Origin of the sequence: Pseudomonas sp. S06B 330 (assembly GCF_002845275.2) — a bacterium.
Taxonomy (GTDB): domain Bacteria; phylum Pseudomonadota; class Gammaproteobacteria; order Pseudomonadales; family Pseudomonadaceae; genus Aquipseudomonas.
Genome location: NZ_CP088149.1, coordinates 5,090,001 through 5,103,204, shown reverse-complemented (window position 1 = coordinate 5,103,204; position 13,204 = coordinate 5,090,001). Strand labels below are relative to the sequence as shown.

Sequence of the window (13,204 nt, the reverse complement as noted above, 5' to 3'; positions counted from 1 at the left end):
GGGCTTTTCTCATTCAAGTTGTAGGCCTTATTTCTGGTTTTTTTATGGCCAGCCATTATTGTCCTCAGTTCAACAGGTATAGAACGCGGTTCTACAACAATTATTACGAAAAGTTGGTTGTGCCTTCTTGGAACGCGATGAGGTTCTGGTTGGCTAGAGCAGGGGTGTTTTGCCCGGTGGTCCACAGGGCGATGAGGAAATTGTGCCTTCAGGGAGGCTTATAATGGACTCAGCAGTCGCTTCCAGCGAGAGAAACTTCCATGTCAACGGCCGGCAAGAATCGCTTGCGCCTAACTTGTTTGAGTTATAGCGCTGGCTGACTGCCAGTGAGTGAGTATTACAACTTCCAGCCGATCTGGCATCGGGAACCTCGCAGTAAGTGCTGCTGACATGGTTATTCAAACGATTTCAGATGTAGTCTCGCAGGGAGTTGAGATATGAAACCTGTAACAAGTATTAGCCAAATTGCCAGCTTGCTTGCCGATCCTAAGCGCAGCGCGATGCTTTGGGCGTTGATCGATGGAGTGGCGCGGCCCTCAGATGAGTTAGCCGACATGGCTGGCCTGACGCCGTCTTCGGCCTGCGCACACTTGGCCAGGCTATCGGCCAGCGGTTTGCTCAAGCTAGAGCCACGAGGGAGAAAGCGCTACTTCCGGCTTGCCGGGCCGGAAATCGGTGCCGCAGTAGAGGCCTTGGCCAGTGTTCAGGTCACTTCCCGGGAGATCAATGCAGCCCGAGAGGACGCGGGTATTCCATTGTCCATGCGCCGGGCCCGGCTGTGCGGTGATCACTTGGGCGGTGAGCTCGCTGCAGATCTGTATCAGCGTCTGTTTGATGCGGGTTGGTTGGAGGGTCTGGAGCAGCAGATTGAAGTAACCCAGGAAGGTCGCACGCAGTTTGCCTGCTATGGCATCTTCATTGAGTCCCTGGCTCGCTATCAGCGCCGAAACTTCAGCAGCTGTCGGTGCTGCAGCGAGTGGACTGACCATCGACCGCACCTTGGTGGCGCATTGGGCAGTAGCTTGCTCAAACTGTTCATGCAATCTGGCTGGATTCGCGAAAGTGAGACCTCTCGCATGTTGCAGATCAATGCCGCTGGGCTGCGTCAGATCAACGGTATTGCCCATCCGGTGACGTTACAGTCGGTAGGTTAGGGGGCGTGTACAACGACGCCCCAGCACTGGCGTCGTTGTACTAATCATGCAGACAATGTTGTTTACGGCTTGATCAACCGGGCATCCAGGCTGTTTTGCGCCAGGCGTCGAGCCTGGTCCTGGGTCATGCCCAAGTGGGTATGCAAGGCGTGGAAGTTCTCTGTGACGTAGCCACCGAAATACGCTGGATCATCCGAATTCACCGTGACCTTCACACCGCGCTCGAGCATGTCGAGGATGTTGTGCTGGCTCATATGATCAAACACGCACAGCTTGGTGTTAGACAATGGGCACACGGTCAGTGGGATCTGTTCATCAATGATTCGTTGCATCAGGCGCTCGTCTTCAATGGCGCGCACGCCATGATCGATGCGCTGGATCTTGAGCAGGTCGATGGCTTCCCAGATGTACTCGGGAGGGCCTTCTTCACCGGCGTGGGCAACGGTTAGGAAGCCTTCGTTGCGGGCGCGATCGAAGACGCGCTGGAACTTGCTGGGTGGGTGGCCCATTTCTGAGCTGTCCAGGCCAACGGCGATAAAGGCGTCGCGAAATGGCAGGGCCTGATCGAGGGTCTTGTGCGCCTCATCTTCACTCAAATGGCGTAGGAAGCTCAGGATCAAGCCGCTGCTGATACCCAGTTGCAGTTGGCCATCCTTGAGTGCAGCGCTGATGCCCTTGAGCACCACTTCGAAGGGAATACCACGATCAGTGTGGGTTTGCGGGTCGAAGAACGGTTCGGTGTGGATCACGTTCTGTGCTTTGCAGCGTAATAGGTAGGCCCACGTCAGGTCGTAGAAATCCTGCTCAGTGCGCAGCACGTCGGCGCCCTGATAGTAGAGGTCGAGAAATTCCTGCAGGTTATTGAAGGCATAGGCCGATCGTAGGGCTTCGACGTCGTTCCAAGGTAGAGCAATCTTGTTGCGTTCGGCCAGGGCGAACAGCAGTTCGGGCTCCAGCGATCCTTCCAGGTGCAGGTGCAATTCTGCCTTGGGCAGCGCGTTCAGCCAGTCGTACATAAAGTCGGTTTCTCATCAGGTGCGGTTGCCAGCATTCTACAGGGGTTGTCTGTAACTGGCCGACAAAGCTGACAGGGTGGCAACTGGGAAAACTTCTGTAATGACGACGGCTGAAGTCGCGATTAACGCATTGCCCAGGCCGACAGCGTATGCGCGTCAGTGATCTTGCCACTGCGGATCAAGGCTTTCATCTCATCCTCGGTATACGTTTTGATGCCTTTGGCTTCTCCATCGGTGTCCGTCGTCACCTGTATGGCATCAACCGCCAAATACACTTCAACCGAGCTTCGGATCAGCGAGGTGTTGGTGTGCACCTTGCCGAGGTACGTCCAGGACGCTGACGCATAACCGGTTTCCTCCAGTAACTCACGTTTTGCCGTTTCCTCCAGTGTCTCGCTTGGGTTGCGGCCACCGCGCGGGAGTTCCAAAGAGTCTTGGTCAATGGCGCCACGGTAGTGTTCAACCAACAGATACTGTCCTTGGGTGTCCCTGGCCAAGATCACTGCCGCGTTGATCTCGTGCTGTTCCGCGACAATGAAATACTTCCCACGCTTGATCACGTCAAAGAACGGGGTTTGAAGCAGGGTCTGAATCTCTTGAGTGGGTGTGCTCATGGTTTATGCCTTAGCCATCTGACAGTGCACGATCAAACTCGAAAATCACTTCTGGTTTGAGTTTGAGGTATAGGTTTTGTGGTCGGCCCATCGCGAGTTGGACGGTTTCACTGGTCAGCGCGATGAGCTCTGCCTCGATCATTTTCTTTACCCGCTGAATGATGCTGGTCTTACCCTTAGCCGGGTTAGCGCCCCTGACTACCGAGAACAGGGTGATCACATCAGTCATGGTGAACTTCATGGGCAGCATGGAAAAACCGATGCTGGTGTAGCGAAATTTACCGGCGAGCCGCGCTCGGATTTTTTCAACGAGGTCGTTGTGGTCGAATGCCAGCAAGAACCTCCTCTCGCTGACCGCGATCAGGTCGACCCATTGCTTCTCGCCTTCAACTTCAACGCAGTCATCAACCATGGCCATGTAGACCGTCGTCGTCGCCCAGCCCCGAGGGTCTCGAACGGCGTTGCCGACGGTTACAACCTGTTCGCAATGGCTGACGCTGAAGCCAACTTTAGGCGATAGAAGAAGGCGGTCAATCGCCGCTTCCAGGCTTTGATCTTCTGTGTCGCCGTTGATGACCAGGCCAGGTAATGCCCACTGACCGAAATAGGGCTCATCCGGGTTTTGCCGTTTGAGCAGCAGAATTTCCGCACGGCCAAGCTCGCGATTGAATCGAAGGATTCCGACATCGACCGATTGGATGGCGCTTCTTCGTTCTCCGCTCACTACGCAGTCCTCAAGTGTTGATCTGACGAAATCCGCCCAGTATCAGCGAAAACCAGATAGTCCGTCACGCTCAGGCCCGGTGCTATCCAACTTGAAGGGATGTCCGTGCCGGCCTTCAGGCTGTCGCGGATCATGCTGCTGTGAACGTGGATCGTCTCGGGCACGGTGATGATCGAGAACTCGTCCGTGATTTGCTGGTAGCCATAGAAGGTGTGGAGCACCTTTTGGTTGTCCTCACCCACCACCAGGGCAACGTCCTTTTTGTTCAAGCTGAAGCGCTCTGCGATGGACCGAAGCAGGTCGATGCTGAAAATCGGGGCCTTATGCTTAAACAGCTCCCGCTCGCAGGTGTCGACCACCAGTCGAGGCTCGCTGAACACCCCGACGATCTCTTCCAACCACTGGACGCGCAGGTCGAAATCCACCATCTGCTTACCAAACGGGTGGGCAAATGAGGGTACAACGCGTACGTGCTCTGCCTGGTTCAACAGTGACGCCATCACTTGGACGTGTCCTGCGTGTGGAGGGTTGAACGCTCCTCCATACACCGCCAATTTCGCTTTCTTCATACAGCCCTCCTTTCGCCAACATAGTGCGTGTCACGTATTTTATCGTCAAGCGAAAAGTAAAATTCTGGATTCTGGCGTCGCTCGCTGGCAGTAGAGTCAATTGTGCATAACGTATGGTATGGGTTCTTTTATTTATGTCGTGATGATGGCAATCGAAAGTTTTTGGTTTACCTGTTGACTAACATAATACTTAACACGCATTATGTGCTCAAGACGACAGCGGAGGTGCCTGAGATGAACATGCTCAAATCCCATATTGCTAGCTTCGACGTAGATGCACAGTGCGGTTTCACCCCGCTGTGCCCAGATGAGCTGCCCGTTCCGGGTGGTGATGAGATCGTACCCGCGCTGAACTTCATGGCCTCGTTCGCAGGTTTTCGCGTTGGAAGCAAGGATGCCCACAGCCCGAATGCAAAATGGGTAGTCGGCTCTCACGCCGAAATGGGTATTCCTACAGGGCTGGCGCATGCAGACCTGACCTGGGTGTCGCACTGCGTTGTTGGCACCCAGGGTTTTGAACTTCTTCCTGGCCTGCCGAAGGTCAGTGAATACGGCTACATGGTGTACAAGGGGCTCGAGGTCGATCTACACCCGTACGGCGCCCTGTTTCACGATGATGTCTTGAGCACCGGCGTTATTGAGGTTTTGCGGGCGAGGGGTATCAGCACCGTTCTCGTCGGCGGGTTAGCTCTCGACTACTGCGTGAAATCGACAGTGCTACAGCTGCTCGCTGCCGGGTTCGAGGCAGCCGTTTATCTACCTGCCTGCCGCGCAATCAGCCAGGACTCCGCCGACCAGGCACTGCAAGAAATGAAGTGTGCTGGCGCAGTGTTGGCGAACAACAGCGATGAATTGACTCGTTTCGTATGTGAGGGGAAATAACATGGAAAGTGTTTATAGCCACAACCAGCCTTTGATCCAGAGCTTACTGGACACCGACTACTACAAGCTGACCATGATGCAGGCGGTGCTCCACCAACTGCCGAATGTCGACGATGTCGAATACAAGCTGATTGTGCGCTCCAAGGAAGACCTGACGTACCTGATTCCCGAGGTGCGTAATGAACTGGAAAACCTGGCTAACTTGCAGGTGCGTGAAGACGAATCACGGTTCATTTTCGACTCCCGCTTCCGTGAATACCTGACCCCGGATTTCCAGCGTTTCCTGGGGCTGTTCCGCTTCAACCTGCGCTATGTCCATGTGTCGAATGAAGAGGGTCAACTGGCTATCCGTGTTCGTGGCCCAATGCTGCACTGCATGCTGTTCGAAATCCCGGTGCTGGCCACCGTCAGTGAGCTGCGAAATCGCCACAAGTACCCTGATGTCCAGTTGTCTCAGGTCCGTGACCGCCTGTACCAGAAGTTTGAGTGGTTGGAGAAGAACGCTACCAAGGAAGAACTGGCTGACTTTCGCGTATCGGACTTTTCGACCCGTCGGCGCTTGTCCCAGTTGGCCCAGCGTGAAGTTGTCGATGTCATGCGCCGCGACTTCCCGGGTGTATTCGTTGGCACCAGCAACCCGTCACTGGCCTACGAATTCAACCTGCCCTTGATCGGCACCATGGCCCATGAGTGGCTGATGGTTCACCAGCAAAGTGATTGCCGCTTGAGTCATAGTCAAAAAGCTGCGCTGGAAAATTGGGTAAAGGAATACCGTGGTCGCCTGGGTATTGCACTGACGGATGTGTTCTCCACCGATTACTTTCTGAACAAGGATTTCGACCTTTACCACGCCAAGCTGTACGACGGCTTGCGCCACGATTCAGGCAGCCCGTTTACCTGGGCTGACATGTGCATCAAGCGCTACGAAGCGTTGCGGGTCGATCCCAAGGGCAAGGAGCTGATGTTTTCTGACAGCCTCAACTTCGAGAAGGCGCTGAGTATTCACCGCCACGTGAAAGGGCGGGCCAGGGTCGGATTCGGTATTGGTACTAACCTTGCCTGCGACGTTGAAGGTGTCGAGCCATTGAGCATCGTGATGAAGTTGGTACGTGTTCACGGTGAGCCGGTTGTAAAGTTCTCTGACGATCCGGTCAAGAATGTCTGTGAAGACCCCAGTTTCCTGCAGTACGCCGCAAGTGTGTTCGGCATCAAGGAAATAAATGACAAGGCGGGCAAGTGATGAGTACTGACCAGAAGATTGATATTGTCGCTCCATCGGCGGCGCGTATCGCCCGCGATCTGAAGGTAAATCAGTGGTCTGATGAAGCCGAAGACGCGGCACAAGAAATTCTCGCCCGTGTAAATTTTCTCAAGGAGCGGGTACGGGCCACTAACACCAAGGGCTTGGTGTTGGGGATCAGCGGAGGGGTGGACTCCACTGTCGCGGGGAAACTCTGCCAGATGGCGGTTGAGCAGCTACGTGCTGAAGGCTATACCGCGAAGTATTACGCCGTGCGTTTGCCCTTCTACGTGCAACGCGACGAAGAAGACGCTCAGAAAGCGCTGCGCTTCATTGGTCCTGATGAAGCCCTGACTGTCGATATCGGCCAGTCGGTTGACGCCATGATGGGCGCGTTGAGCGGTCAACACACTAGCGATGAACACAAGATCGACTTTGTCAAAGGGAACGTCAAAGCGCGTGCCCGGATGATCGCTCAATACGCCATTGCAGGTGATAAAGGCTGTCTGGTGGTGGGTACCGACCATGCTGCTGAGGCCGTAATGGGCTTTTTCACCAAGTTCGGTGACGGTGCATGTGACCTGGCACCGTTGACCGGTCTGGTCAAGGGCCAAGTTCGTCAGATCGCGCTGGCGCTGGGGGCTCCAACAGAACTGGTGTGCAAAACACCGACGGCCGACCTCGAAGACCTCGATCCAGGCAAACCAGATGAGTGGGCACACGGCTGCACCTACGATGAAATCGACAACTTCCTGCTCGGCAGACCTGTCTGCGATGACGTTGCCAAGGTGATCATCGATGCCTACGAGAGGACCGCTCACAAACGCGCACTGCCCTATGCCCCATAACTCAACCGTGATTGCCTTGGCGCTTCAGGTGCAGGGCCTGACGCGGTTCAAGGATCAGACCGCCACGGGCCTCGAAGGCGGTGGCGGTCGAATCCAAACCCACCGTAAATTACGTCACCAGATCAGGCTATCGCCTTTGTAGTTGATGAAGTGCAGGCCGCCTTTGCCAGCGTTGGTCTTGATTTGTTCAAGCATGCCACGCGTACTGGTGAGCACATCAATCTCGGCATTTTCGCCGCCCATGTCGGTCTTCACCCAGCCCGGGTGCATGGCCAGGACAGTTTGTGTCGGCTGTTGCAGGGTGACGAAGCTGTTGATCATTGAATTGAGCGCAGCCTTGCTGGCCTTGTACAAACAAATCTCGCTACCGTCAGGAATGGCAATGCTGCCAAGGATCGAACTCATGAAGGCCAGCACGCCATCGCTCTGCAATTGCGAGGCAAAGCGCTGGGCGACGCGAATTGGCGACACGGCATTGGTCATGAACAGGTCGCCGACATCCGCCAGCTGCGCACGCTCGGGATTCTGGTCGCCTGGCCCCATGACGCCTGCGTTGACAAACAGCAGGTCAAATCGCTGGCCCTGCAGACGCTGCTGGAGGGCATCAAGTTGGCTCGCGCTGTTCATTTCCAGGGTTTCCACCTGCACGCCTGGCAGGGCTGCCAGTTCGCTGGCCTTGTTCGGATCGCGGACCGTAGCGATAACCTTCCAGTGATCTTCCAGCAGACGTTGTACCAGTCCCAGTCCGAGGCCACGTGAGGCCCCGATGATCAGGGCGGTTTTGTTCGAGGGCATGGAGGAGCTCCTTTTTAGTGGATGGGGTGTTGATCAAAGAATAACCAGTCTAGCCAACCGGCGGCCGGATAGGGCGTTGGTGGAGGGGTGCACGGCTTATCCACAGTTTGCTCCACAGTATCTGTGAGCAATTGCTGAAGGTGGATATAAGTGCCTTCAGGCTTCCTTCGAAGAGCAATAAATGGGGATAACTGACTGATTTTTGGACAGTTGAAGCGCTGTCATCAAATCTTGATCAAAATATGATCGTTTGTCTGTAGGCCTTGTAAATCAAGGGGCGTAGGCGAATGCCCAGAGGTTATCCACAGCCGGGCCCACAGTGAATGTGGGCAATTGTTCAGCGTCGTTCGAGCAAGATTCGACCGCGGCTCAGGTCGGCCAGTTGGCGTTGGAGTGGATCGATCTGTTCTTCACCCAAGGCCAGGAGCAGGTCGACGCCATTGGCGGTGAAGTGTTCTTCCAGGACCAGGCCGTCAGCTTCCGCCACACGTAGTTTGAGCAGGGCAAGTTCACTGAATCCGCAACTGCAGCTGACTTCGCAGCGACTGACCAGCAGCCGTTTTTCGGCTTGCTGCAAACATTTATTGGCACCGCCGCCGTAAGCACGGGCAAGGCCGCCGGTGCCCAGTTGAATACCGCCATACCAGCGGATCACCAATACCACTACTTGGTCACAATCCTGGGCTTCGATCGCCGCCAGGATCGGGCGTCCAGCGGTACCGCCGGGTTCGCCGTCGTCATTGCTACGATACTGCGCGCCCAGTTTCCAGGCCCAGCAGTTGTGGGTAGCGGCGAGGTCGCTGTGTTGTTCAATGAAGCTCATGGCCTCGGCGGCGCTGCTGATGGGCGCTGCCAGGGTAATGAAGCGGCTCTTGCGAATCTCTTCGCGAAACTCGCAGGTGTCGAGCAGGGTAAAAGGCATAAACGCAGGTTCAGTCGGGAAGTTTCAGGCCACAGCCTTTGAGAATGATGTGGATAAGGTTGTTGCTGGCATCTTGCATGTCTTGCTTGGTCAGGCGGCTACGGCCGGTGACCTGGCAGATCTGCGTGGCGAAATCGGCGTAATGCTGAGTGCTGCCCCACAGCAGGAAAATCAGATGCACAGGATCGACCGGGTCCATTTTCCCGGCGTCGATCCAGGCCTGGAACACGGCAGCGCGGCCCTTGAACCAGTCGCGGTAATCCTGGCTGAAGTAGTCGCTAAGGCACTGACCACCACTGATGATCTCCATCGCGAAAATTCGCGAGGCCTGGGGGTTGCGGCGGGAAAACTCCATCTTTGTGCGGATGTAGGTGCTCAGTGCCTCGGCTGGGTCATCGTCGACACTCAAGGCATTGAAGGTGCTGTCCCACAACTCAATGATGTTGCTCAGCACCGCCACATACAGGCTGAGCTTGTTGGTGAAGTAATAGTGCAAGTTCGCCTTGGGCAGCCCGGCCTTGAGGGCGATGGTGTTCATGCTGGTACCCTTGAAGCCGTGACGGGCGAACTCGTCTTCGGCTGCCTGGATAATGGCTTGCTCGTTCTTCTGACGAATGCGGCCAGCGGGCTTGCCCGGGGCGGGGACACGATGCGCAGGGACTTCGAAGGACATGGGCGGTTCCAGACAAGGCAATGGGTATCACTTCTGATCGGCTAACCTACCAGCATTAGTGCTCAGCGAGTAGCCGCCAGGCTTTCCAGAAAGCTTTCCAGGACCAGATGCGGGCGCCGTCCTTTACGCGTTACCCAGCACAGGCTCAGGTCATAAAAGCGCTGTGTAGGTTTGAGTGCGCGCAGGCGTCCTTGTTGTACCCAGAAGCTGGCGTAGTGATCCGGCAGGTAACCGATATAGCGCCCGGTGAGGATCAAAAAGGCCATGCCTTCCCGGTCCGAAGCGCTGGCGGTGCAATTGAGGGCTTGGTAGTGCGCTTGGACATCGGCCGGCAGGCGGAAGGTCGGTGCAATGGCATCCTGGCTATTGAGGCGTTCGTCGTCCAGCTGGCGGTCATCGGCATAGAACAGCGGGTGACCAACCGCGCAGTAGAGTAATGAGCGCTCGCTGTACAGTGGCTGATACTCCAAACCCGAGAGTGGGCTGGTTTGCGGTACCACCCCGACATGCAGGCTGCCATCGAGTACCCCTTGTTCAACCTGGCTGGGGGCGATCATGCGGATCTGAATGCGTACGTCCGGGCCTCGGTCCTTGAGTTGGGCTAGGGCATGAGTGATGCGCATGTGCGGCAAGGTCACCAGATTGTCGGTCAGGCCGATGTTCAACTCGCCACGCAAGTGCTGGTGCAGGCCGTTCACCTCGGTGCGGAAACTTTCCAGGGCGCTGAGCAGTTGCAAGGCCGACTGATACACCTCGCGGCCTTCCTCGGTCAGTGAAAAACCTGCACGCCCGCGCTGGCACAAGCGCAGGCCCAGGCGTTGTTCTAGGTCGCTCATCTGCTGGCTGATGGCCGAGCGGCCGATCCCCAGCACGTTCTCGGCTGCTGAAAAGCCACCACACTCCACTACGCTGCGGTAGATCTTCAGGAGACGGATATCAAAGTCGCTGACTTGAGCGAGGGGGTCGGGGCGGCGGCTCATAGTTTAGTCATCATCTATCTGAAGATTAGAAAAGTTGGGTTTTCTAGACTTTATCGCCATGCCAATTTAGTCGCAACAACACTTGTTGCTGCCCATTGCCTTGCGAGGACTTGCCCGATGAATCTGCCTGAAAACGCTCCTGTCGGTTTGGCCAGCCAGCTCAAGCTGGACGCCCACTGGATGCCCTATACCGCCAACCGCAATTTTCAGCGTGATCCTCGGTTAATCGTTGCCGCTGAAGGTAGCTACCTGACCGACGACAAGGGTCGCAAGATCTATGACGCACTGTCGGGCCTGTGGACCTGCGGCGCCGGTCACACCCGCAAGCAGATTCAGGAAGCAGTATCGCGTCAACTTGGCGTACTCGATTACTCGCCAGCCTTCCAATTCGGTCACCCGCTGTCGTTCCAGCTGGCCGAGAAAATCACTGACATGACGCCGGGTAACCTCAATCACGTCTTCTACACCAACTCCGGCTCCGAGTGTGCCGATACGGCAGTGAAGATGGTGCGTGCCTACTGGCGTCTCAAAGGCCAGGCCACCAAGACCAAACTTATCGGTCGTGCCCGTGGTTACCACGGTGTGAACATCGCGGGTACCAGCCTGGGTGGGGTCAACGGCAACCGTAAGCTGTTCGGCCAACTGCTCGATGTTGATCATATTCCGCATACCCTGTTGGCCAGTAACGCCTTCACCAAGGGCATGCCGGAAGAGGGCGGTATCGCCCTGGCCGATGAAATGCTCAAGTTGATCGAACTGCACGACGCGTCGAACATCGCCGCCCTGATCGTCGAGCCGCTGGCCGGATCCGCGGGTGTTCTGCCACCGCCTAAGGGCTACTTGAAACGTCTTCGTGAGATCTGTGACCAGCACAACATCCTGCTGATCTTTGACGAGGTCATCACCGGTTTCGGCCGTATGGGTTCGATGTTCGGTGCTGACGCCTTCGGTGTCACTCCAGACCTGATGTGCATCGCCAAGCAGGTCACCAACGGCGCCATTCCAATGGGTGCGGTGATTGCCAGCAGCGAGATCTATCAAACCTTCATGAACCAGCCGACGCCTGAATACGCGGTGGAATTTCCACACGGCTATACCTATTCGGCGCACCCGGTCGCATGTGCCGCCGGTATTGCTGCCCTGGACCTGCTGGAAAAAGAAAACCTGGTGCAGTCTGCCGCTGAACTGGCGCCGCACTTCGAGAAGGTGCTGCACGGCGTCAAGGGTGCGAAGAACATCGTCGACATCCGTAACTATGGCCTGGCTGGCGCTATTCAGATTGCTGCACGTGACGGTGATGCCATCGTGCGTCCGTACGAGATCGCCATGAAGCTGTGGCAAAACGGCTTCTATGTGCGCTTCGGTGGCGACACCCTGCAGTTTGGCCCGACCTTTAACAGCCAGCCGCAGGAACTGGATCGTCTGTTCGACGCGGTCGGCGAAGCAATCAACCAGGTCAGCTGATCGTTACACCTATATATAAGAAGAGGACGCGAGCGCGCTCGCGTCCAGGTACACCCTCTTTCTGGAGTTTTGCATGAGCACTGTTCAACATCTGATCAATGGCGAGTTGGTTGCTGCTGACGAGCGCACCGCTGATGTCTTCAACCCGTCTACCGGGCAGGCTATCCACAAGGTCGCGCTGGCCAGCAAGCAAACCGTGCAGCAGGCCATCGATTCGGCCAAGGCCGCGTTCCCGGCCTGGCGCAACACGCCACCGGCCAAGCGTGCCCAGGTGATGTTCCGTTTCAAGCAGTTGCTGGAGCAGAACGAAGCACGTATCTCCCAACTGATCAGCGAAGAGCATGGCAAGACTGTTGAAGATGCTGCCGGTGAGCTCAAGCGCGGTATCGAAAACGTTGAATTTGCTTGCGCAGCGCCAGAGGTGCTGAAGGGCGAGTACAGCCGTAACGTCGGCCCGAACATTGATGCCTGGTCTGACTTCCAGCCGCTGGGTGTGGTTGCCGGTATCACGCCGTTCAACTTCCCGGCCATGGTGCCACTGTGGATGTACCCGCTGGCCATTGCGTGCGGCAACTGCTTCATCCTCAAGCCTTCGGAGCGTGACCCGAGCTCGACCCTGCTGATTGCCCAGTTGCTGCACGAAGCCGGCCTGCCAAAGGGTGTGCTGAACGTGGTGCACGGTGACAAGGAAGCTGTGGATGCGCTGATCGAGGCACCAGAGGTCAAGGCCCTGAGCTTTGTAGGCTCGACGCCGATCGCCGAGTACATCTATGCCGAGGGTACTAAGCGTGGCAAGCGCGTTCAGGCACTGGGCGGGGCAAAGAACCACGCGGTGCTGATGCCCGATGCCGATCTGGACAACGCAGTGAGCGCACTGATGGGAGCGGCCTACGGTTCCTGTGGTGAGCGTTGCATGGCCATTTCGGTAGCCGTATGCGTAGGTGACCAGGTTGCCGACGCGCTGATCGCCAAGCTGGAGCCGCAGATCAAGGCGCTGAAGATCGGCGCTGGCACTTCTTGCGGCCTGGACATGGGCCCGCTGGTGACTGCTGCTGCTCGTGACAAGGTCGTGGGTTACATCGATGACGGTGTTGCTGCCGGTGCACAGCTGGTAGTGGACGGTCGTGGCTACCGCGTTGCAGGTAATGAAGATGGTTACTTTGTTGGTGGCACGCTGTTCGATCGCGTGACCACGCAGATGCGCATCTATAAAGAAGAGATCTTCGGCCCTGTCCTGTGCGTAGTCCGGGTCAATAGCCTGGAAGAAGCCATGCGCCTGATCAACGAGCACGAATACGGCAACGGTACCTGCATCTTTACCCG

14 protein-coding genes (1 of these 14 running past the window's edge) are annotated in these 13,204 nt (G+C 56.5%); 6 read left to right on the top strand and 8 right to left on the bottom strand.

What is annotated here, in order from left to right; translation table 11 throughout:
* Positions 1 to 437: 437 nt before the first annotated feature.
* On the top strand, positions 438 to 1,154 hold the full coding sequence (locus tag CX511_RS23010; protein ID WP_045182390.1) for an ArsR/SmtB family transcription factor: 717 nt from the start codon (positions 438 to 440) through the stop codon (positions 1,152 to 1,154).
* A 62-nt stretch (positions 1,155 to 1,216) separates the two neighbouring features.
* Here the strand turns inward: CX511_RS23010 and CX511_RS23005 are convergent, their stop codons facing one another.
* The 4 genes from CX511_RS23005 to CX511_RS22990 form a co-directional block, all read right to left on the bottom strand.
* Positions 1,217 to 2,170, bottom strand: a complete 954-nt coding sequence (locus tag CX511_RS23005) for an adenosine deaminase (protein WP_045182392.1) — start codon at positions 2,168 to 2,170, stop codon at positions 1,217 to 1,219.
* A gap of 122 nt (positions 2,171 to 2,292) precedes the next feature.
* The gene (locus CX511_RS23000; RefSeq protein ID WP_045182394.1) at positions 2,293 to 2,784 is read right to left on the bottom strand and encodes an NUDIX hydrolase; all 492 of its coding nucleotides are present in this window, start codon (positions 2,782 to 2,784) and stop codon (positions 2,293 to 2,295) included.
* A gap of 10 nt (positions 2,785 to 2,794) precedes the next feature.
* Entirely contained in the window at positions 2,795 to 3,508 is a 714-nt protein-coding gene (locus CX511_RS22995) for an NUDIX hydrolase (protein ID WP_045182396.1), read from the bottom strand.
* Positions 3,508 to 4,077 carry an adenylyltransferase/cytidyltransferase family protein gene (locus CX511_RS22990; RefSeq protein ID WP_101292344.1) on the bottom strand — a complete coding sequence of 190 codons (570 nt, stop codon included), beginning with the start codon at positions 4,075 to 4,077 and terminating at the stop codon, positions 3,508 to 3,510. The genes CX511_RS22995 and CX511_RS22990 overlap by 1 nt, the downstream gene beginning before the upstream one ends.
* Positions 4,078 to 4,311: 234 nt before the next feature.
* On the opposite strand from CX511_RS22990, the gene CX511_RS22985 reads away from it, so the two are divergent.
* The 3 genes from CX511_RS22985 to nadE are packed head-to-tail and all read left to right on the top strand — an operon-like array spanning position 4,312 to position 7,047.
* On the top strand, positions 4,312 to 4,959 hold the full coding sequence (locus tag CX511_RS22985) for a nicotinamidase (protein ID WP_101292350.1): 648 nt from the start codon (positions 4,312 to 4,314) through the stop codon (positions 4,957 to 4,959).
* A 1-nt stretch (position 4,960) separates the two neighbouring features.
* Complete coding sequence (gene pncB / locus CX511_RS22980) at positions 4,961 to 6,199, top strand: nicotinate phosphoribosyltransferase (protein ID WP_045182400.1); 1,239 nt, start codon at positions 4,961 to 4,963, stop codon at positions 6,197 to 6,199.
* Positions 6,199 to 7,047 carry an NAD(+) synthase gene (gene nadE, locus CX511_RS22975; protein WP_045182402.1) on the top strand — a complete coding sequence of 283 codons (849 nt, stop codon included), beginning with the start codon at positions 6,199 to 6,201 and terminating at the stop codon, positions 7,045 to 7,047. The genes pncB and nadE overlap by 1 nt, the downstream gene beginning before the upstream one ends.
* 114 nt (positions 7,048 to 7,161) lie before the next feature.
* On the opposite strand, the gene CX511_RS22970 is transcribed toward nadE, so the two are convergent.
* The 4 genes from CX511_RS22970 to CX511_RS22955 all read right to left on the bottom strand — a co-directional run bounded on the left by CX511_RS22970 (position 7,162) and on the right by CX511_RS22955 (position 10,417).
* Entirely contained in the window at positions 7,162 to 7,842 is a 681-nt protein-coding gene (locus CX511_RS22970) for an SDR family oxidoreductase (RefSeq protein WP_045182404.1), read from the bottom strand.
* A 337-nt stretch (positions 7,843 to 8,179) separates the two neighbouring features.
* On the bottom strand, positions 8,180 to 8,764 hold the full coding sequence (locus CX511_RS22965) for an IMPACT family protein (RefSeq protein ID WP_101292346.1): 585 nt from the start codon (positions 8,762 to 8,764) through the stop codon (positions 8,180 to 8,182).
* A 10-nt stretch (positions 8,765 to 8,774) separates the two neighbouring features.
* The gene (locus CX511_RS22960; protein WP_045182409.1) at positions 8,775 to 9,437 is read right to left on the bottom strand and encodes a TetR/AcrR family transcriptional regulator; all 663 of its coding nucleotides are present in this window, start codon (positions 9,435 to 9,437) and stop codon (positions 8,775 to 8,777) included.
* A 62-nt stretch (positions 9,438 to 9,499) separates the two neighbouring features.
* On the bottom strand, positions 9,500 to 10,417 hold the full coding sequence (locus CX511_RS22955) for a LysR family transcriptional regulator (protein ID WP_045182411.1): 918 nt from the start codon (positions 10,415 to 10,417) through the stop codon (positions 9,500 to 9,502).
* Between the two features lie 117 nt (positions 10,418 to 10,534).
* Between CX511_RS22955 and aptA the strand changes: the two genes are divergently transcribed.
* Together aptA and CX511_RS22945 are read left to right on the top strand one after the other, a co-directional pair.
* On the top strand, positions 10,535 to 11,881 hold the full coding sequence (gene aptA / locus CX511_RS22950; protein WP_045182413.1) for an omega-aminotransferase AptA: 1,347 nt from the start codon (positions 10,535 to 10,537) through the stop codon (positions 11,879 to 11,881).
* A gap of 73 nt (positions 11,882 to 11,954) precedes the next feature.
* On the top strand, positions 11,955 to 13,204 hold the 5' portion of the coding sequence (locus CX511_RS22945; protein WP_045182415.1) for a CoA-acylating methylmalonate-semialdehyde dehydrogenase. The gene runs 244 nt beyond the window's last position; the window shows 1,250 of its 1,494 coding nt (coding positions 1-1,250); its start codon is at positions 11,955 to 11,957; its stop codon lies off the right edge, out of view.